This is a genomic window from Actinoplanes sp. NPDC019969, assembly GCF_055562375.1.
This window is the reverse complement of record NZ_JBVHFK010000003.1, coordinates 267,807-287,598: the sequence shown is the minus strand read 5'-3', so window position 1 is coordinate 287,598 and position 19,792 is coordinate 267,807. Positions and strand designations below refer to the sequence as shown.

Sequence of the window (19,792 nt, the reverse complement as noted above, 5' to 3'; positions counted from 1 at the left end):
TCAGCGGCCCCCTTCCTCGGGTGTCTCGTGCAGGAACGTGAGGCCGCCGACCAGCAGCGGCTCACGGGGTCTCAGGACGGTCCGGGTGCGGCGGCCGTCGCTGCCGTCCGGGCTGTAGGTGACCTCGACCGCGCCCCGCGCACGGGACCGCCGGTCGCCGCGGACCATCCCGCTGCCGGGCACCGCCGGGGACCGCAGCGCGACCGGGCGGCGCCGCTGCAACGGGAACCGGGCCAGCTCCGCGCCGCTGTCCGGGGTGCGCACCGAGATCGCGCCGGTCATGAACGGGTTCCGCCGGCGGTACACGGCCAGCCACACGATCAGCAGGAACAACGCGACAGCGGGGAGGGCCGCGGGCAGCAACCAGGGCAGGCCGGTGCGGGCGGTCGCGGTGGTCCGGGCGGCGGTGTCCGGCAGCGGCGGGGTGGCCAGGTCGACGGCGGGCCGCAGCGCCGCCGCCCACGGCGAGGTGACCTGCCCGGTCAGCGTCAGGTCGACGGCCTCCGTGCGGATCCGTTTCACCGGCAGCGGGTCGGCGGCGGGATCCCAGGACAGGTCGACGTCGACGGTGACCGAGCCGCCGGGCGGCAGCCGCACCTCGCCCACCCCGGCCCGGGCGGTGATCCCGCCGGTGGCACGGGCGGTCAGGCCGGTCACGGTCAGTGGCAGTCTCGTGGTGCCGGAGGTGAGGGTGGCGCGGACGGTCCGGGCGCCGACGGTCAGGTCCATGTCCGGCGGGACGTCCCAGCGCACCGTGACACCCCGGCCCCGGTCGGCCTGGAGGGCGGCGGCGGCCTTGCCGAGACGGGTCTGCGCCTTCGCCCGGTCGAGGAATCCGGCCAGGTCACGGACCGATCTGGCGTCGAGGATGGTGGTCTTGACCACCTGGCCGAGCAGTTCCGCGCCGTCGCGGGCGCCGATCGGCAGCGCGTAGGCGTGCACGGTCCCGGTCAGCGCTCCGGCCCGCGTGCCGAGGTCCTTCCAGGCGGCGTTGTTCCGGGCCGCGTACACCGATCCGGCCGGCGCGTCATGGTCACCGTCAGTGATCATGACGATGGTCGCCACCCCGGCGGCGCCGTTGCGTTCCAGCACGCCCAGCCCGGCGTCGACGGCGGCGCCGATGTCGGTCTGCCCGCCCGGCGTCGGCCCGCCCGGCAGCGTCCCGGCGATCGCCGCCGGGTTGCCCGCGCCACCCTGGTAGCGCAGCGCCGGCCGGGAGTCGAAGGTGTACAGCGCGACCTGATCGGTTCCGGACAGCCCGCGAAGGAACGGGACCAGGACGGAACGGACCTGGCCGTACCGGTTCTGCGCCGCCATCGACGCCGACGTGTCGACCAGGATCACGTAGTCGGCGGGCACCCGGTCCACCCCGAGCGCCGCGAACACCTGCTCCCGGCTGACGGCGGGTTCCGCCGCGGCCGGCGCGGGCACCCCCAACCCCAGGATCAGAATCCCTGCGACGGTACGCCGCCAAGCTCCCGTTCTCACCACCCCACCCCTCCCCTTCGTGCTGTCATGAGGCGCGCCCGCCCGGGCGGATCTGATGCGGTGACAGCGGGTCCCGCCGGCCGGCGTCGAGGAGGCTGTCCCGCAGCACCCGGTCGATCTCGGTGAGCTGCTCCTCGATCCCGGCGAGCCGGGTCCGCGCCTCGGCCATGTTCGGTACCGCGCCCTCCTCGGCGCCCCCGCCGTTGAGGGCCTCGGCCAGTTCCCGGTCCGCTTCGGCGTGCCGCCGGTGCCGTTCGGCGAGCTGGTTCATCTCCCCGGCGAGCTGCCGCTGCCGTTCCGCCGCCGCGGTGATCTCGGTCTGCAGCAGCTCGATCTGCCGGGCGCTGTGCGCGGCCGCCTCGTTGGACTGATCGAGTTCGGTCCGGGCGGCGACCACCTGCCCGGCCAGCTCGGCGGCCCGGCGGCCCCGTTCGGTGGTCGCCTCCCGCAGGCCGGCGGCGTTGCGGGCGAGCACGTCGATCGCCCGGTCCAGGGGCGGCCAGAAGGCGCGCTCCGCCGCGTCGAGCCGTTCCCGCAGCGCACCGTGCTCGGCGTCGAGCCGTTCCCGGGCGTCCCGCAGCTCGTCGAGGCGCCCGGCCATCCGTTCCGCCCGGCGCAGATCGTCGATCCGCTGCTGCTCCCGCTCGGCCTCGGCGGCCGCCTCCCGAACCCGTTCCTCGGTGGCGGCGGCCCGGCTGAGCTCGTCCCGCAGCCCCGCCAGCCGCGCCGACAGCCCGGCCAGCTCACCCGACCAGCGCCGCATGTCGGCGGCGACCGCCTGCCCGGGATCGGCGTGATCGAGGAGCCCCTGCACCGCCGCCGCCACCTTGGGCGTACGCCCCAGCGCCTCATCCAACTCCGCGATCACCGTCAGATTGACCTGCCCGTTCGCCACCGCCGCATCCACGGCGTCCCCGGCCGCCGCCAGCGCGTCCCGCAACGTCCGCAACACCCTGATCGGATCCGCACCCTCACTCATCGCCCACCTCCCCAGCCACCATGTCCCGCACCACCCCGACCGGAACCGCACCCCCGCTCATCACGCCCCTCCGCCACACTCGACCGGCCCACCCGCCGCTCACCCACCCTCCGAACACCACAAACCCGGCGTGACGCACGCATGAGCAGCTGAGCCGTCGCTCAGACACCCCTCCGGGCACCGCAGAACACCCCTGGCGTACGCGTGAGCGGCTCAGCCGTCGCTCAGACACCTCTCGGGGCGCCACAAACCATGCGTGGCGTACGGCTGAGCGGCCCAGCCGTACGCCACGCCGGTCACCCCGCGCCCGAACCCCCTCTGAGCGACGGCTCACGAACCCGCGAGGGCGTGTCCAGCCGGCGGCGGATCTTGCGTGGCTGGTTGTCATGGCTGTCTCCGGGCGGGCGAGACAGCCATGAGAACCAGCCGGAGAAGATCCACCGGGGAACGGGCGGGCTCGGCTCAGGGCTCCGGACGATGCGGGAGCGGAGGGGCCGTCTGATGTGGCCAGGGAGCGTCGGCAGGGGGCCGGGACGATGCCGGTCGGGAGTTCGTTCATCGGGCCTGTCCTTCCCAGGGTGGGACGGCGCTGTGTGCGGTGAGGGAGTGGGTGGTCGGTGGGCCGCCGCCGAGTGGGGCGAGGACCAGTTCGGGGCGGCCGGCGTGCAGGCGGACCCCGACCCGGTAGGCGGCGCCGGCACCGGGCAGCCGGGCCGGGTCGGTGATCGACCAGCAGGTGCCGTCGGCGGGCATGTCCAGGACGGGCGCGCCGGGTGGCAGGCCGTCGAGGTGGACACCGGGCGTGCCGGCGCCGGTGTAGGAGGCGTCCTCGCCTGCCACGATGGGGCCGGGCACCGGGATGTCGGTGGTGACGAGACGGCCGCCGGTGATCTGCCTGGCGCGTACCGTCACCGGGTGCGCCAGCCGGTCACCGGCTGTCGCCCGGCCCGCGGCGATGAGGGCCGCGCCGTGCGCCGCGGCGAAGGGCCGATCGCCGTGCGCCGCGGCTGGAGGCCGACCGCCGTGCGCCGCGGCGAAAAGCCGGTCGCCGGGCGCGCCATCGCCGGATCCGATGGCGTCGCCAGCTCTGGGGACGTCGTCGGGGCCGGGGACGTCGAGCAACGGCAGGCCGGGTACGGCGGCTGCCAGGTCGGGCACGGCGGGCGGGAAGTCGGCCGGCCCGCCGACCAGCAGCAACCAGGCCCGTTCTCCCGCTGCCGGCGAGGGGAGCACGACCGTGTGAGGCGGGCCGGCCAGGGGTGCGGCGAGGCGGTGGAGCAGCCGGCGGGCGCGGGTGGCGAGTGGCTGCCAGGCGGCGAGGGTTCCGGCGACCGGGAACGGGCCCGTGCCGTAGAGCGGGGCGCCGGCGTAGCGGGGCCGGGCCGCCGCCACGGCCAGGGTGTCCCGGACCTGCCGGGGATCGGCGGCGGCGCGGGTCTTCCAGAGGAGGCCGGCGTCGGCCCCGCTGCCGTCGAGGACCGCCTGGTCGAACACCGCGCCGAAGCCGGTCTCGTCGGCCGCGCTGTGTTCGGCGACGACGCCGATCAGGCCGTTCTCCATCCGGCAGGTGGTGACCCGGCAGCCGGCCGCGCCGAGGTCGGCGACGACGAGCAGGCCGTCGCCGACGCCGGCCCGGTGGCGGGCCCAGACGGTCGCCGCGACCGCCGGCGCGACGGTTCCGGCGGGGTCGTCCACCGGCACGCCCGGGGGGACGGCCAGCACGACCCGGCTGGTGCGCAGCGGCCTCAGCGCGTCGGCCAGCGCGGCGCGCGGGTCGGCGGACGAGCGGGGGACGCCGTGCCCGGGCACGAGGCCGGGGTGCTCGACGGGGACGGGGACGCCGTCCGCCCGTACCGTGGAGATCTTGATGAAGGCCGACCCGAGGTCGACGCCCACCCTCATGACGGCCTGAACCCGAAGAGGCTCGCCACCTTGGCCAGCCGTCCGGTCTTCGGCGGCGGCCCGTACTGCGGCGACGTCATCGGCCCGGGGCGCCGGCGCGGGCCGGGTGGCGCCTGCGCTGCCGCGCCGGAGTGTTCCTGGCTGGTCAGGAGCAGGTGCGCGGCGCCACCCACGGCGACCGCCCGGTGCAGGGCGCCCTCCAGGTCATGGGTCAGTTCCGGCGCGGCCATCCCGCCGCGGATGGCCGCGGCCAGTCCGACGGCGAGCGGCGACAGCCTCCCGTCGGCCAGGCCGATCTCGACGAGCAGGCGCCAGGACCGGCCCGGCACATGCCGGCGCTCGTTCTGTTTCCCGACCCAGGTGGCGATCATCGGGACGAGTTCGTCCGCGTGGGCGCCGTGCCCACCGGCGGCCCGGATCGCGCCCGCGATCCGGTCGGCCGGGGCCGGTTCCCGGCTGAGGGCGCCGACGTCGAGCAGCGGGCCGTAGTAGGCGAGCTGCCCGCTCTCCCGGATGCGCCGGCCCCAGTCCCCGGTCAGCGGCAGGAGGTGGGGCCGCGCCTGTTGCACCTCGCGGACCAGTTCGGCCGTGATCGCCGCGATGACCGCCGGGTTGCCCGGCACGCCGTCGGTCAGGGCGTCACCGACCGCGCAGAGGTTGCGCCAGCGCCGGCCGTCGCCGGCGGCGGGGATGTCCCGGACGAGTTCACCGGCCCAGGCGATCCGTGCCGCCTCGTCGAACTCCGCGCCGTTCCAGCCCGCCGCCAGCGCGGTGAGATATCCCGGCGAGATCTCCGCCGGGTAGCCGGCCAGGTACGTCATGCGGTGGCCGGCCGCCAGCCGGGCCAGATCGGCGCGGGCGGCGTCGCCGTTGCGGTTGACCGAGAAGCGGGGCAGAGCCACCTGCCGGCCGGCGTTCAGGCAGCTCTTGACGTGCTGGATCAGCGCGGGCCACAACGGCTCCGACACCATGACCGCCGGCACGTCGCGGCGCAGCGCCAGTTCGAAGAGAGTGCTGCCCGCGTCCGTCCACCGCTGCGCGAGGTCGGCGAGGTCCCGGGGGTCGGCGCGGCCCGGGTCGCCCTCGGTCACCGCCAGGAACGGGCGGAACCAGGCCGGCGCCCGGCCGTCCACTGCCGCGTCCAGGTGCCGGATCCAGCCGATCGCCCGGTCGGCGTCGACCCGCAGCAGGTGCTCGACGAGCTGCCGGACCACGGCGTCGTCGCGCAGCACGCCGGCGGCCACCGCGGGCGACCGCACGTCGGCGCCCGCGGGCGGGTCGAGCAGGAGTTCCACGACCATGGCGGGCGGTGTCCGGCCGGTCTGGAGCAGGCGCTGGAAGAGCCGGTCCGCCGTACCGGATCCGGCCGGCGCGGCCTCGGCGACCCGGCTCAGGAGGCCACGCGCGGCGCCGGCGTCGCGCGCTTCCAGGTCCTGCCGGACGCGGGCGAACAGGAGGTCGGCCATGTCGTCGTGCCAGTGCTGGCGCAGCACCTCGAACGCCCGCCGGCCCGGGTCGCCGCCCCGGCCCGCGCAGTCGGCCAGCCAGCACGTGAAGATCCGCTGCTTCTCGCCGTCGAGCAGGTCCCAGCCCCGGGCGAGCACCTGGCCGACGCGCTGCGGGTCGCCCTTGTCCTGCCGGATCTCGCTGAGGACGAGTTCGGCGAACCGGGCCTCGCGGAGTTCCTCGAGCGCCCGGGCCGGCACGTCCCGGGACGGTCGGCGGCAGCGCCCGGCGAGATGCCGGATCAGCCCGGTCAGACCCACCGTCTCGTCGTTCACCGCGACGAACAGTTCCTTCAGGTACTGGCGTCCGTCCTCGGTGGCCGGCTGGTGCCCGGGCGCCGGGACGTCCCAGCGGATCTCGGTCTGCCCGGCCCCGGCCCGGGTGGTGAAGCCGAGCCGGATGCCGTGCCGGGCGCGCGGGCTGGTCCACGTCGCCACGGCCAGTTCGGCCCGGTACCAGTACGGCAGCAGCGCGAGCACCGCGTCCAGGGCGTCCAGCCGGTCCTCCAGGCCGGGGAACCGGGCGGCGTCGGCGACGACGGCGACCGACCCGCCGTCGACGAGCACGGCGGCCGCCGTGGCGGCCCACTGGAAGCCGCGCCGCTGCACCACGTCGGCCAGGCCGCGCACGTCCAGCGGGGGCAGCGCGAGCGGCAGCCGGTGATCGGCGGTCAGCCCGGCCGGCGGCGCGTCGACACCGGGCCACGGGGCCCGCAGGAACGCGGCGGCGAACGAGCGGCAGGTCGGCGGGGCGGCCATCGCGTCGGCGTACGGCAGGTAGACCACCCGTGCGGGCGCGATCGGCTGGCCCGTCCCGTCGACCTGTTCGGTCCAGGTGGTCTGCACGCAGGCCAGCACCGCTTCGGTACGGCCGGGCACGAACGCGAGCCACGGGTAGTCGTCGGGCCGCCCCGGTTCGGACCGTTCCGGGTTGCCGACGACACCGGCCCGGATCAGCTCCTCGGCCAGCCGCTCGTCCCCGTCGCCGGCGAGGATCTCGTAGCTCATCAGCACGCCGGGACGTTTGCTGCGCAGCGCCCAGTGCGCGGCCAGGGCCGGCGGCGCCTCCCGGCTGATCGGGACCTCGGACACGGCGCTCACACCCTCCGGCCGTTGATCCGGCGTTCCAGGTCGATCAGCGGCTCCAGCACGTTCACCGGCGTGGGGGTGGTCCGCAGCCCCAGCCTGCCGTTGCGCTGCTCGGTGTTGTGGTAGTCCGAGTAGTCGAAGACGCGGTTGCCGTTGAGCCGGAAGCCGATGGCCGAGGAGGCGTAGTAGGCGACCCGCTTGCGGTGGAAGAAGGTCTGCAGGGCGTCCCGGATCGTTCCGGCGGTGCCGCCCCGGTAGCCGCGGCACACCCAGTCGAAGAAGGCCTCGCCCTGCCCGTCGGCGATGTGCGGCAGCCGGGACCCGTCCGGGTGCTGGTTGACCCAGCGGGCCTGCAGCGCGGCCTCGAAGAAGGTCGGCTCGTCGAACTTCGTGACGCAGACGCTGACGTGGTGGGGCAGCCGCCCGCCGCTGAGCTGCCCGGCCTCACGGACCCGGGTGTAGACGGCCTGCAGCATCTCGTAGAAGAAGTTGAAGCTGCGCAGGTCGTCGGCGGCGTCACCGAGCGGGTCGAACAGGTAGATGAGTCCCTGTGAGGTGGCGAAGCTCTCGACGATCTCCGGGTCCAGGTTCCCGGTGCGGAAGAACTCGCCCGGCACGTCCTGGAGCTGCAGGGTGAACTCCGGCGGGCGGCCGAACAGCCGGCGCACCCCCTCCGGCGGCGGCGCGCTGAAGACCCAGCTCAACAGCTCGTTGACCTGGCCCGGCGGCGGGAACTCGCGCTTGTTGACCAGACGATCGACGCCCTGCACGAGGTATTCGACGGCGGAGGGGTCGGCGCCGCCCACCACCCACCGCCGGGACGACTGCATCGCCGCGAGCGGTAACGCGGCGAGATAGGTGCTCTTGCCGCCGCGGGCCGCGCCCCACAGGCCGATCCGCAGGCCCGGTACGTGGGTGGCCTGCGCCACGCCGGGAACCGGCAGGGGCACCGGGTCCGGTTCGGGGCCCGGCCGGCGTTGCGGCACGTCGACCGGGATCGCGCTGACCGGCTCCGCCGGGGAGGCGTGCGACGGCTGCGCCGGGACCAGGGGCGTGGCGTTGCCGTTGGCGATCGGTGGGCTGTCCGGGAGGCCGGGTCCCGGGAACATCGGCCGGGTCGGCGCCGACGGCCCGTCGCCCACCGACGGCCATGCCGACCGCGGATATCCGTCCTGCTCGTCGTCAGTCATCGGAGGTCTCCCTTCGCTGTTTCGTCATCGGAGGTCACGGTGTGGTCCCGGCCGGCGCGAGGAAGGGGAACGGGAAGATCCGTCTTCCGGGCTCCTCCGGGGCGAGGCGGAGCAGTGCGAGCGCCTCCGGCCCGCCCGCGCCGCGCAGCAGCCCGTCGGCGGCGAGGGTCCGCCAGGCGCGTTCGGCGTAGTCGGCGGCCCGCCGGTCGTCCGGGCCGTCGCCCGGCCACCCGGCCGGCACGTCGGTGCGGGCGACCATCCGCACGCCGGACTGCCGCAGCCGCCGGGCCTCGAGCTGCCAGTCGATCCGGTTCGGGCAGGGCGGCACCAGGGTGAACGTCCCGGCGGGCGGCTCCGGCGGGCGGCGTCCGATCACCAGGACCGTGCGCCGCGCCGCCGGGTCGTCGCGGCGCCAGCGCAGCCGCCGCACCCGCGCCAGCGCGTCGCCGAGGGCGGTGACGTAGTCCCGTTCCTTGCGGGCCGGCCGCCACGCCGACACCGCCGCGCGGACCACCGGCGGGGCGCCGAACTCGACGGGCCGCACCAGCTCCCGGCGCGGGTCTCCCCCGGCCTCGCTGTAGACGTGGTCGAAGTAGCCGAGGGCGGCGACCCGCAGGCCGCCGCGCCGGGCGTAGCGCTCGGTGACCAGGTCCAGGGTGTGCAGCAGCAGGTCGAGGCGGGCGCGGACCTCGGCCGGGTCCGCTCCGCCGCACAGTTCGATCAGGCAGGCCAGGTCGAGCGGCGGGGGCGTGGGCAGCCGGACGGTGCGGGTGCGCAGGCCGGTGTGCAGGCTGCCGGGGTCGCCGTCGCGCAGCGGCCCGCTGCCGTTGTGGCAGGTCACCGTGCCGGGGCCGGTGAGGTGGACCTCGACGGTGGCGGTGGCCTGCGCGGGGATCGCGGTGCGCGGCAGGGTCAGCGGTGGCCAGTCGCGGGGCTGGTCGCCGCGGCGGGCCAGCAGCGGCACGGTGATCGTGGGGTTCTCCGGCGCGAGCGGCGGGCCGTGCAGGGTGACGGTGCGGGTCAGCGTCCGGCCGGCGGGCACGACCGTGCCCGCGGGGAAGAGCGTGAGGGGTACGAGGTCCACGCGTCCCGATCCGGCGTCCAGCACCGATCCGAGCAGCACGTAGTCGTACGCGAGCGGGGCCTGCCGCAGCAACCGGGCGACCAGCGCGGGCAGTGGCTCGGCGGGGTCGTCACCGGTCAGTTCGGCCGCCGGGCGGTGGTCGCGGGCCCGGTCGAGGGCGTGGTCGAGCAGCACCCAGCCGGGGTGGCGGGCGACCAGGACGGTGTCACCGGCGTCCGGGAGCAGGTGGTGCAGAGCCTTCCGGACCAGGTCGTCGAAGGCGCCCGGCGACAGCGGATCGTGGCCGACCCCGCCGGCCAGCCGGAACCGGCGCAGCACCGGGCCGGCGCCGAGGACGGCGGTGCTCCACGGCAGCGGGACCGGCGGGTTCACCACCGGCACGCCGGCCCGGTCGGTGGTGACCGCGACGTGGACGGCGGCGTCCGGGGTGAACTCCAGGAAGTGCAGGGCCGGCAGGGCGCCGGTGACCAGCCTGGTCAGGAGCGGGGACAGGTCGGCCGGTGGGGTGGCGGGGGCTGGTGGCACGTGTTCGGGGGCGGTTGCCGAGCCGGATCCGCGCAGCAGTGGCCCGTACGGCGAAAGGTCGTGATCCCCGGACGCGCGGTGCGCCGCGGCAGTGTCCCAGCGACCGCACGCCTCGCGCAGCTCGTGGTCGAAGGCCGCCGTGGCCGCCGCGTCGGCGCCACCCAGCAGCAGTGGGCCCCGCAGCGTCCAGCCGCAGCGGGCGCAGACCGCGGTGTCGGCGGGGCACAGGCAGACCGGGCAGCCGGTCATGACAGGTATCCGTGCAGGCGGGCGGGCAGGTCGCCGGGTTCGAGGGGGATCCGGACGTCGTCGCCGATCCGGGAGGCCCAGGCGTAACCGGCTTCGGCGACCAGTTCCCGCATCGCGCGGGCGTTGCCGAAGCCCTCGTCGCGGTCGCGGTACATCCCCTCGACGATCTGGGTGAGCGCCTTCTCGAAGTCGCCGGACCAGGTCAGGCCCTTCTCGCGGAGCATGCCGGTGGCGATGGTGAGCAGCTCGCCGGGCAGGTAGTCGGCGAACCCGATCACGTTGCCGTCCGGGAACCGGCTGTTCAGGCCGGGGTTGGCGAGCCGGAACCGGACCATCTCGCGCGGGTAGCCGGCGGCGATGACCAGGAACGCGTCCCGGTCGTTCTCCATCCGGTCGACCAGGGCGTCGATCGCCTCCATCCCGAAACCCCCGCGGTCCGGTTCCACCAGCCGGTACGCCTCGTCGATGAACAGCACCCCGCCGAGCGCCTCGTCGACGGCGTCGTTGACGCGGGGCGCGGTCTGGCCCACGTACTGGCCGACCAGTTTCGGCGCGTCGGCGACCACCACGTGCCCGCGCCGCAGCACGCCGATGTCGGCGTAGATCTCGCCGACCAGCCGGGCCACCGTGGTCTTGCCGGTGCCCGGGTTGCCGGTGAAGATCAGATGCGGGGAGGCCAGGCCGTCCCGGGCGGCGGGCAGCTTCCGCTGCACCCGCTCCCAGTCGGCGCGCCGCCCGATGTGCTGTTTCACCCCGGCCAGCCCGGTCAGCGCGGCGAGCCGCTCCACGGCCGGGCGGTCGTCGGCGCCGGCGCGTTCGATCCAGCCGCGCTGCCGCGCCTCCTCCGCCGACAGCGCCACCCCGTCCCGGGCCAGGCCGCGCAGCCGGGCCAGCCACACCCCGGCCGGCTGGTTCATCGCCGTCATCGCGGTGATCAGGCGGGCCAGCCGGGACCAGTCGCCGATCCGCAGCCCGTCGTGGACCCGGATCCGGTGCACGAGCCGGGTCAGCTCCGCCTCGCCCGGCTCACCGATCCGGCTGATGCCGCTGCCGGACCGCCGATGGTCGCTGAGGAACGCCTGAAGGGTGCCCATCCCGGCGTTGTTCTGGATCGCCTCCTGCACCTCCTGCAGGCCGTTGTTGCTGAACGTGAGCACGCAGATGTTGCCGGCCGACGGGCCGGCCGCGATCCAGCTGCCGATCCGGTCCACGAACGGGCGGGGCGCCTGGTTGTACTGCAGGAAATCCTCGGTGCGCAGCAGCACCACGGCGGTCCGCACGGTCCGGCCGGTCATGCAGGCGTCCAGCTTCTGGATGATCTGCGGGTCGGCCATCGTCGGCCCGGCAGGCGCCGGCTCCCCCGCCGGCATCGTCGTGCCACGCCCGCGCGGGCCGCTGAAATGGCCCATCCGGCCGGGTCCGGCGGCCGCCGCCGGCGCCGGACCGCCCCGGTCGAGCAGCGCCGAGTGCTCGTCGCGGAAGTACAGCCCGTTGAGCGCGCAGAACACGATCCGCTCGTAGCCGGCGTCCTTCAGCAGCGCCCACAGCGCCTCCTCGAACCCGCGCTCCTGGTAGTCGCGGCAGCAGAACCGGTCCTTGGTGCCGGCGCCGTAGAGCACCACCACCGCGTCGCCGGTGTCGACCGGCCAGCCGGCCGACAGGCGCTCGGCCGAACCCGGCGCGGTCACCGGCGGCCCTCGGGCGCCGGCACCACCGACCCGGGCGGCATCTTCTTGATCCGGGCGATGTCGCGCAGCTCGCCGACCTCCCCGGCGGGCGGGGCCTCGCCCGGATCGGACACGTGCAGGCCGCCCCGGCGCAGCTCGCCGACCAGGGCGGCGGCCCGGGCCCGCCGGTCCTCCTCGGCGCCGAGCCCGATGTCGATCGAGTGGATGGCCAGTTCGGCGGTGCCGCGCTCGTCGACCGGCAGCACGGTGATCACCACCTCGCTGCCGTCCTCGTGCCGGGTCCGGGCCACGAAACCGCTGCGGAAGTCCTCGCCCTCGTAGCCGCCGTCGATGTCGCGGTCGTACCCGGCGGCGGCGAGGGTCTGCACCACCCGGTCGGCGATGTTGGCCCGCAGCTGGGAGTTGCCGACCGCCTCCGCCGCGATCTCGACCAGCTGCTCGTGCTCGGCCTGCAGGCGCGGCGCCTCGGTCTCCAGCAGCCGGCGCAACTCCTCCGGGCCGTCGTCGTCGAGCGCCTCGAGAATCCGGTCCACCTGCTGTTCCACGGCCCGGTAGCGCCCGTGGGTCCAGTAGTCGACGTCGACCTCCGCACCGTCCACGCCGCCCGGCTCACTGATCGCGTGGATCACCCCGCGCAGCAGCAGGAACCGCTCGCGGGCCTGGTCGCGCAGCTCGGTCCACTCCTGCTGGCGCAGCTCCACGGTGGCGCGCAGCTCGCTGAGACCGGCGTAGGCCGCCTGCGCCTGCGCGACGGCCGCCTGCGACAGCCCGTTCGCGGCGTTGCCGGCGGCGATCGCCAGATCCTGGTCGAGCCGGTGCAGGCGGCCGGGCGCGAGCCGGTCGTGCGCCAGCTCCGCGGCGATGTAGTCGCGCAGCACGCCCGCGTCGGCCAGCCACTGCCGGGCCGCGGCCAGCTCCCGCTCCCGCTGGGCGGCGACGTCCTGGCCGATCTGCTCGATGCCGCGGGCCAGCTGCTCGGTGACCTGCCGCCGGGCGGTGGACTCGGCGTCCAGCGCGGACTGCAGCCGCTCCTCGCCGCGGCGGACCGTGTCACGGATCCGGCGGTCGTGTTCGGCCAGGTCAGCGGCATGCCGCTGATCCGCGGCGGCGAGCTGGGCGGTCATCTCACGCTGCAACCTGCGGGCGTTCTCCTCGGTACGCCGTTGCGCGTGCGCCTCGACCTGACGGATCTCCGTGCTCAGCCGGCCGACCGCCTCCGCGTACCTGCGCTGCCGTTTCTCCGCCTCCCGCACCTGCCGGTCCGCCGCCCGCCGGGTGTCCTCCCGCACCTTGTCCAGCAGGCGCGGCAGGTCCGCGCGCAGCGTGGTGAGACGGGCCTGCGCCTCCCGCATCCGGCGGGCCTCCCCGGCCTCGACGCTGACATAGCTGACCTTGCGCCCGCTCATGAGTCACTCCCGGGTCGGTGGGTGGATCGGGGGCCGAACACGGCGGCGGTCAGCGGGTCGGGCACGCCGACCAGCAGCAGATCGTCGCCGGCGAACTGCAGCTCGGTGGTGCGCTGCCGGTGCTCGAAGTCGTGGCCGCTGTCGCGCAGCCGGCCGGTCAGGTGGTGGATCCGCTGGTTGGAGCTGCCGCGCATGCCGAGACCGTCGTCGCGGGCGGCCACGTAGAGCCCGTCGACCAGCACGTCGACGGCGGCCAGCAGCGCGCCGACGCCCCGGGCCGGCGGGCGCTGGCGCAGCACCTCCAGGCGGTAGCCGGTGAAACAGATGAGACTGACGTCCCGCTCGCGCCGGACGATCGCGATGGTCTCGGCGAGCGCGGCGGCCTGCAGCATCGGCTCCCCGCCGGAGAAGGTGACACCGTCCACCTCGGGGTCGGCGAGGAGCCTGGCGGCGGCCTCGGCCGGGGTCATCAGCTCGGCCTCGATCTTCGGGATCCACTCCTCGGCGATGCAGCCCGCACAGCGGAACGGGCAGCCCTGCACCCACAGCACCGAGCGCAGACCCGGACCGAGAGCCCGGGTACGGGCCGTCATGGCGGCGACGTTCAGCATTTCCCCTCCACCGTTCACCCATTGCCCGATGGCTTCGCTGGTCCGGAAGTCTGGCACGCCAATGTGGTCGCACCAATGCGGGAAAGCGCTTGCCCGTACGATTCCGCGACTATTTCAAGATCCGCGGAATCACCTGTCATTCCACAGTCCCCACTGATTCTTCGGAATGATTCCGTCCCCTGTGACCGTCGGTATCGGCCGGTCACACCGGACGGGCACCGGCCTCGGACCGAACGGCCGAGGGGTGCTGCCGACTGCCCAGGTCGGACTCCGCCACTTTCCATATTTTTAAGGAATCGGCGATCCCCTACCGTGCCAAAGTGTCGGCATCGCCGTCGCCTGGCTAATGTGTGCCCGGCTCACATCACAACGAGGTGCTCATTGGCGTTCGTCGTTCACACGCTCCGTGACACCGTCGCCGGCCGCTGGCGCCGGGAACTCGCCGGGCCCGAACCCTCGGTCCGCAAACACTGGCTCACCAAGGTCGCCTACTACTGGGCGGCCGAACGCATCCTCACCGGCGACGGCACCGACCGGAGCACCTGGGGCGAGGTCGTCGCCGAGGTCCAGCCGCAGGGCACCCGCACCACGTTCTTCGCCGTCGCCGGGCGGCACGCCAAACACCCGCTGCTGCGCGCCTACCAGAACGCGCCGGCCGGCCCCGTCCGCGACGTCGCCGGCTGCCTCGACCACGAGTCGGTCACGCAGATGCTGATCGCCGAGGCGAAAGTCTGGAGCTACTGGCCGCACCGGGTCGGCTGGGTCCAGGAACTGCTGAACACCGACGGGCTCAGCCGCACCGCCGTCGCCGACTGCCTGATCCGGGTGCTGCTCGACTGGGCCGGCCGGCACACCGCCCTGTCCGCCGCCCTCGACCACGCGCCACCCGCCTGCGCCGTCGAGGACCTGCTGATGATCCGCGAACACGGCATCCCCGCGCCGGCCGCCGCCCGGATCCTGCGCGAGGCGCTGCTGCGGTTCGCGGCCGGATGCAGCATCGACGGGGTGGTCCACGCGATGCGGGCACACTTCCGGCCGGCGCCCGCCCCGGCCGCCGGGAACCAGCGGCTCGCCCAGGTCATCGACCAGCTGACCCGCAACCAGCGCACCTCGTACGAGCAACGCCAGCACGCGGTCGCCCTGATGCGCGACGCGATCCGGCAGCTCGAGGCGGGGCAGCCGCTGCCGGTCTTCGACCACCTCAACGCGGGCCTGAACCCGCCGGCCGAACCGCGCGGCCCCAACCTCCCGCCGGCAGCCGGCAACACGCGGCCGAGCTCCCCGCCGACGGCCGGCAATGGGCGGCCCGACTTCCCACAGGCAGCGGGCAACGGGCGGCCCGGTTTTCCGCCGGCGGCCGGCAATGGGCGGCCCGAGGCTGCCGGGTCGTCGGCGCACACCAACGTTCCCCGTCCGCGGCCCGGTGGTTCCGTGCCCCACAACGGCACGCCCTCGGGCGGTCCCGCCAACTCCCGGAACGGCCCGCCACCGGGCCCGCTCCCGGCCGACGACCAGCCGGGAACGGGTGCGGGATGAGTGGGGAGATGCAGCCGGCGGCGGACCGGGAGCACGCGATCGTCGGGCGGATCAGCGCCCGCCTGCAGACCCTGATCGGAGCCGGGCGGGCGACCGCAGACTTCGAGGCGCTCTGTGCCGAGGCGGGGCGGCGGCTGGGGACCGAACACGAGACGACGCTGCTCACCGAGTACCACCTGGAGTTACGGCGGGATCGGGACCGCAGCCCGGCGGCCTCGGTGCCGGTCTGGGCGGGCCTGCGGGAACGGGCCGCCAAGGCGGTTCCGGCGGGTACGCCCGCTGAGCTGGCGATCCGTCTCCGGCACCTGCGGCGGCTCCGGTGCCGGGGGCGGCACGACGATCTGGATCTGCTCGTCGAGCTGTGCCGGGAGGAGATCGACCATCGCTCGGTGATCCCGGATCGGCAGGGGGCGGGCGAGGCCCGTACCGATCTGGCTCTGGCCCTGCGGGACCGCGCCTGCCTGGGCGTCTTCACCGAACCGGCATCCGTGAACGACAACGCGGCCGGTGAGCGGCTCGGCGGGACTGCGGGGCGGGGGGATCTGCGGGAGGCGGTGGGGTTGATCGAAGGGGAGGTACGGCGGCACCGGGACGACCCGGTCTCGGATCAGCCGGCGGCGGTGGCGGCGCGGCGGGTGCAGGCGGAAGTGCTGCTGGCGGCCGGCCGCACCGAACCGGCGGCGGCAGCGGGCGCGCTGGCGATCGCCGAGGACCTGGTGCTGGCCGAGGAGGACGTCACCGATCTGCGGGATCCCGCCTACGATCACCTGACGCCCGCCCACGTGCTGCTCGCCGAAGCGCTGCTGCTCGCCGGGCGCACCGAGGAGGCTGCCCGGGTGGCCCGGCTGGCGTACGCGCTGCACGCCGGGAACCGCGTCTTCGACCCGGCCCGGCCGCTGCTCGCGCTGGCCCGCAGCGAGGCACGCACCGATCGGGCCGGGGCCGTACGGACCGCCCGGGCGGCGCTCGACCAGCGGATGGCCACGTTCGGCGGCGGTGGCCCGTACGTCGCAGAAGCCCGTGACCTGATCGGGAGCCTCACGTCGTGACCGCCGCACGCCGCGCCCGCTGGATGCCGGGCAGCCTGCTCAGCGGCCTGTCCGAGGAGACCGTCGACAGCCTGCTCACGATCGCCCGCCTGCACACCGCCGAACCGGGCAAGCAGATCTTCGGCGAAGGGGAGCCGGGGTCGCATGTCGAGGTGATCCTGTACGGGTACTGCAAGGTCTCCGTCACCACCGCCGAGGGCTACCGGGCTCTGCTGGCGATCCGTGGCCCGGGCGACCTGATCGGGGAGATGGCCGAGTTCAACGGGCAGGTACGGTCCGCCACCGTGACCGCCAGTGGAACCGTGGAACTGGCCGCCGTCCCGCATCCCGCCTTCCAGTCCTTCCTGCGCCGGCACGCGGACGCCGCGCAGCAGCTGAGTCGCATGGCCGGGTACCGGCTGTCGTGGGCCAACCGCCGGCGCGTCGACGGGGGCGCGTACTCCGCGGAGGCTCGGCTGGCCCGGCTGCTCCTGGATCTGACGGTGGTGTGCGGTCGTCCGGTGGCGCTGGGGATTCGTCTCGACGTACCGCTCAGCCAGCAGGAACTCGCCAGCCTGATCGGGGCGGCGGTGCCGACGGTGCATCGCGCGCTGGCGGCTTTCCGCCGGCAGTCCCTGGTGAAGACCGGTTACCGGACGATCACTCTTCTCGATCCGGAGGCGCTGAGCCGGGTCCGCTGAGCCCGGCAACCCTCCTCGGGTTCCCAGCGGGCGCTCGTGGGGCGAGCACGGCGCGCGTAGCGAGTCCGGCGCACGTGGAGCAAGAGCGGCACACGCCGCAAGTCCGGCACACGCGTAGCGATCTTGAGCAGTTGCGCGCCGCTGCCGGCCGCGCCAGCTGCGATCTTGAGCGATTCCCACCGGCGCTTCCGACCCAAGATCGACGAGGGCCGCGATCCTGGGCTTGCAGCATCGGGTTGCCGGAGTCGCGCGCACAAGAAGTGGCGGCTTTCCGATCTTGTGCACCCAGCCCCGGATCCAGGTGCTCAAGATCGGGCATGACGCCCGGCCCGCGCCCCGATCAGCGTGATCTTGGCGGGATCGCCCGGATGACGGTTCGGCAGGTGTCGCGATCGTGAACGCCAGCGGCCGGCCACCGGGAGGAGGGATCTGGTGGCCGGCCGTTCGGGGGGGGGGACGGGGTCTGTCGGGGAGCCGAGGGACGGAGTCGACCGGTAGGCGGAGGGCTGCCGGGCAGGCGGAGGGACCGGGCGGTGAAGGGCTGTCAGGCGGTGACCGCGCGGCGGCGGCCGACCGAGAGCACATCCAGCAGCAGAGCCGCCAGCGCGACCACCCCGAGCAACGCGAGCCCGAGCGCATACGACTGGAACTGCCCGTAGATCGCCCCCATCACCAGCGGCGGCACGAACCCGCCGAGACCTCCCGCCGCGCCGACGACGCCGGTGACCGCACCCACCTGGCCGGCCGGGGCGACCTGGGCGACCAGCGCGAACGTGGCGCCGCTGCCGGCACCGAGCGCCGCCGCCATGGCGAGGAAGGCGATGGTGCCGACCGGGGCGAGGCCCGGGGTGAAGGCCTGCACGATCGCGCCGAGGACGACGATCCCGAGGGAGACGGCGAGGACCCGGCTGGCGGCGAACCGGTCGGACAGCCAGCCGCCGACCGGCCGCATGATCACGGCGAGGAGGACGAAACCGGCCATCCGGTTGGCGGCGTCGGCCTGGGTGAGCCCGTACGCCGTCTTCAGGTAGGCCGGCAGGTAGACGGAGAAGGCGACGTATCCCCCGAAAGCGACCGCGTACAGGGCCGAGGCCTGCCAGGTGATGCGGAGCCGGAGGACGGCGGCGAGGCGCTGCGCGAGCGGGGCGGTCGGCACCGGGCGGCCGGGCGCGTCGCGGAGGAGGAGCCAGGCGATGCCGGCGTACGCGGCCAGCACCACCGCGGTCAGCAGGAACGGGGTGGCGGTGCGGCCGGCGTCGGCGAGCCGGACCGTGGTGAGGGCGCTGATCGCCGTACCGCCCATGCCGACGCCGAAGACGCCGACCGCGAGGCCGCGGCGTTCCGGCGGGAACCAGGCGTTGACGAACGGGACGCCGACCGCGAAGGCGGTGCCGCCGATGCCGAGGAAGAACCCGCCGATCAGCAGCGAGGTGAGCGCGTCGTGACCGAACAGGCCCAGGTAGAGCACCGGCACGATGGTGACGAGGGAGATCAGCGGGAACATGATCCGGCCGCCGTACCGGTCGGCGAGGGCGCCGACCGGGATCCGGCCGACCGATCCGACGACGACCGGCACCGCGACCAGGAGCGCCTGCTGGAACGGGGTGAGGTGCAGCGCCGCCTGGAACTTCGTGGCGAGCGGGCTGAGCAGGGCCCACGCCCAGAAGTTGACGGCGAACCCGATGGTCGCCAGGGCGAGCATCAGTCCTGCCGGTCCGCCGCTGCGGGCGGCCGGGGTCTGCGGTGCGCTCATGTTCCACTCCATCGTCCGGTGGTGGCCCGACTCTCCGGGCCGCCTTCAGAATTCCGGTGCGGGACGCGCGCCGACAGGGACCTTGGACCCGTTCGGCGGGGGACCCCGGTCCCCGCTCGCATTGAGTGATGTCGAACCTCGTGTGACCATGCCGTAAGGGGCCGAGAGGGGGTCTGGTGCCGAGGGTCTACTACCGCAGTTACGACGCGGAGATCACTGACCTGCTGTTCATCCGTGACCCGGGTGGGCAGCCGGAGCGGTTCGCCATCGAGGAGATCGCCGGTTTCTCCCTGACCCGGTTGGATCATCCGTGGTGGCGGTTACCGCACCGGAAGCCGTCGTATCGTCTGTCGGCCGACTATCACGGCCGGACAGTGGTGCTGTTCGAGAGCCACGAGCCGCGCGTCTTCAACATGGTCGTCCGCGCGCTGCGCCGTGCGTTAGAGAACCGTCCCCGCGGATACCACTGACAGGACGGCGACCAGGAAGTCGGCGCCGGGCCGGTAGGGGCGCAGGTCCCAGGTGCTCAGCAGCAGGTCCGGGGTGAGCCCGGCGGTCGTCGCGTCGGCGAGGAACGCGTCGAACTCGTACCCCCGCCCGGCGCCGAAACCGACGACCGCGCGCCCGCCCTCGGCCAGGTGCGCCGCGAACCGGCGCAGGATCTCGGGCCGGGTGGACGGGGCGGCGAAGGTCATCACGTTGCCGGCGCAGACGAGCACGTCGAACCGCTCGCCCAGGTCCAGTTCGCTGAGGTCGCCGACCTCCCATCGGGTGCCGGGGTGCTGTTCCCGGGCTTCGGCGATCAGCCGCGGGTCGAGGTCGACCCCGGTCACCCGGTGCCCGGAGGCGGCCAGGTGGCCGCCGACCCGGCCGGTGCCGCAGCCGGCGTCGAGGATCCGCGACCCGCGGGGCACCATCGCGTCGATCATCCGGGCCTCGCCGGCCAGGTCCTCACCGCGCGCGGCCATCTGCCGGAACCGGTCGATGTACCACTGCGAGTGGCCCGGGTCCGCGGCGATCTTCTGCAGCCAGAGGTTGTCGCTGATCATCGTTTCACG

The 19,792-nt window shown here is 74.6% G+C and carries 15 protein-coding genes; 4 read left to right on the top strand and 11 right to left on the bottom strand.

Annotation, left to right across the window (positions count from 1 at the left end):
* The 9 genes from ACZ3II_RS11480 to ACZ3II_RS11440 form a co-directional block, all read right to left on the bottom strand.
* Complete coding sequence (locus ACZ3II_RS11480; protein WP_465517530.1) at positions 1–1,488, bottom strand: vWA domain-containing protein; 1,488 nt, start codon at positions 1,486–1,488, stop codon at positions 1–3.
* A 25-nt stretch (positions 1,489–1,513) separates the two neighbouring features.
* Positions 1,514–2,467 (bottom strand): hypothetical protein, encoded by a 954-nt coding sequence (locus ACZ3II_RS11475; protein WP_465517529.1) that lies wholly within the window; start codon positions 2,465–2,467, stop codon positions 1,514–1,516.
* Positions 2,468–3,022: 555 nt separating this feature from the next.
* The gene (locus tag ACZ3II_RS11470) at positions 3,023–4,369 is read right to left on the bottom strand and encodes a serine/threonine-protein kinase (protein ID WP_465517528.1); all 1,347 of its coding nucleotides are present in this window, start codon (positions 4,367–4,369) and stop codon (positions 3,023–3,025) included.
* A complete protein-coding gene (locus ACZ3II_RS11465; protein ID WP_465517527.1) occupies positions 4,366–6,966 on the bottom strand; it encodes a hypothetical protein in 2,601 nt (866 codons plus the stop codon). Before ACZ3II_RS11465 ends, ACZ3II_RS11470 begins: the two co-directional genes overlap by 4 nt.
* Before the next feature lie 5 nt (positions 6,967–6,971).
* Complete coding sequence (locus ACZ3II_RS11460; RefSeq protein WP_465517526.1) at positions 6,972–8,153, bottom strand: hypothetical protein; 1,182 nt, start codon at positions 8,151–8,153, stop codon at positions 6,972–6,974.
* Positions 8,154–8,187: 34 nt separating this feature from the next.
* Complete coding sequence (locus ACZ3II_RS11455) at positions 8,188–10,011, bottom strand: hypothetical protein (RefSeq protein WP_465517525.1); 1,824 nt, start codon at positions 10,009–10,011, stop codon at positions 8,188–8,190.
* On the bottom strand, positions 10,008–11,699 hold the full coding sequence (locus tag ACZ3II_RS11450; protein WP_465517524.1) for an AAA family ATPase: 1,692 nt from the start codon (positions 11,697–11,699) through the stop codon (positions 10,008–10,010). Before ACZ3II_RS11450 ends, ACZ3II_RS11455 begins: the two co-directional genes overlap by 4 nt.
* Positions 11,696–13,105 (bottom strand): hypothetical protein, encoded by a 1,410-nt coding sequence (locus ACZ3II_RS11445; protein ID WP_465517523.1) that lies wholly within the window; start codon positions 13,103–13,105, stop codon positions 11,696–11,698. Before ACZ3II_RS11445 ends, ACZ3II_RS11450 begins: the two co-directional genes overlap by 4 nt.
* Positions 13,102–13,716, bottom strand: coding sequence for a 4Fe-4S single cluster domain-containing protein (locus ACZ3II_RS11440; RefSeq protein WP_465517522.1), 615 nt, complete (start codon positions 13,714–13,716; stop codon positions 13,102–13,104). The genes ACZ3II_RS11445 and ACZ3II_RS11440 overlap by 4 nt, the downstream gene beginning before the upstream one ends.
* A 381-nt stretch (positions 13,717–14,097) precedes the next feature.
* Here ACZ3II_RS11440 and ACZ3II_RS11435 point away from each other — a divergent pair, with 381 nt between their 5' ends.
* The 3 genes from ACZ3II_RS11435 to ACZ3II_RS11425 are packed head-to-tail and all read left to right on the top strand — an operon-like array spanning position 14,098 to position 16,981.
* Positions 14,098–15,252 carry a hypothetical protein gene (locus ACZ3II_RS11435; protein ID WP_465517521.1) on the top strand — a complete coding sequence of 385 codons (1,155 nt, stop codon included), beginning with the start codon at positions 14,098–14,100 and terminating at the stop codon, positions 15,250–15,252.
* Positions 15,249–16,301 carry a hypothetical protein gene (locus ACZ3II_RS11430; RefSeq protein ID WP_465517520.1) on the top strand — a complete coding sequence of 351 codons (1,053 nt, stop codon included), beginning with the start codon at positions 15,249–15,251 and terminating at the stop codon, positions 16,299–16,301. Before ACZ3II_RS11435 ends, ACZ3II_RS11430 begins: the two co-directional genes overlap by 4 nt.
* The gene (locus ACZ3II_RS11425) at positions 16,298–16,981 is read left to right on the top strand and encodes a Crp/Fnr family transcriptional regulator (protein WP_465517519.1); all 684 of its coding nucleotides are present in this window, start codon (positions 16,298–16,300) and stop codon (positions 16,979–16,981) included. Before ACZ3II_RS11430 ends, ACZ3II_RS11425 begins: the two co-directional genes overlap by 4 nt.
* A 544-nt stretch (positions 16,982–17,525) precedes the next feature.
* On the opposite strand, the gene ACZ3II_RS11420 is transcribed toward ACZ3II_RS11425, so the two are convergent.
* On the bottom strand, positions 17,526–18,734 hold the full coding sequence (locus ACZ3II_RS11420) for an MFS transporter (protein ID WP_465517518.1): 1,209 nt from the start codon (positions 18,732–18,734) through the stop codon (positions 17,526–17,528).
* A 176-nt stretch (positions 18,735–18,910) separates the two neighbouring features.
* Here ACZ3II_RS11420 and ACZ3II_RS11415 point away from each other — a divergent pair, with 176 nt between their 5' ends.
* Positions 18,911–19,204, top strand: a complete 294-nt coding sequence (locus ACZ3II_RS11415; RefSeq protein WP_465517517.1) for a DUF6232 family protein — start codon at positions 18,911–18,913, stop codon at positions 19,202–19,204.
* Here ACZ3II_RS11415 and ACZ3II_RS11410 read toward each other — a convergent pair.
* Positions 19,175–19,783, bottom strand: a complete 609-nt coding sequence (locus ACZ3II_RS11410) for a class I SAM-dependent methyltransferase (RefSeq protein WP_465517516.1) — start codon at positions 19,781–19,783, stop codon at positions 19,175–19,177. The two genes, ACZ3II_RS11415 and ACZ3II_RS11410, sit on opposite strands and share 30 nt — an antisense overlap.
* Between the last annotated feature and the right edge of the window lie 9 nt (positions 19,784–19,792).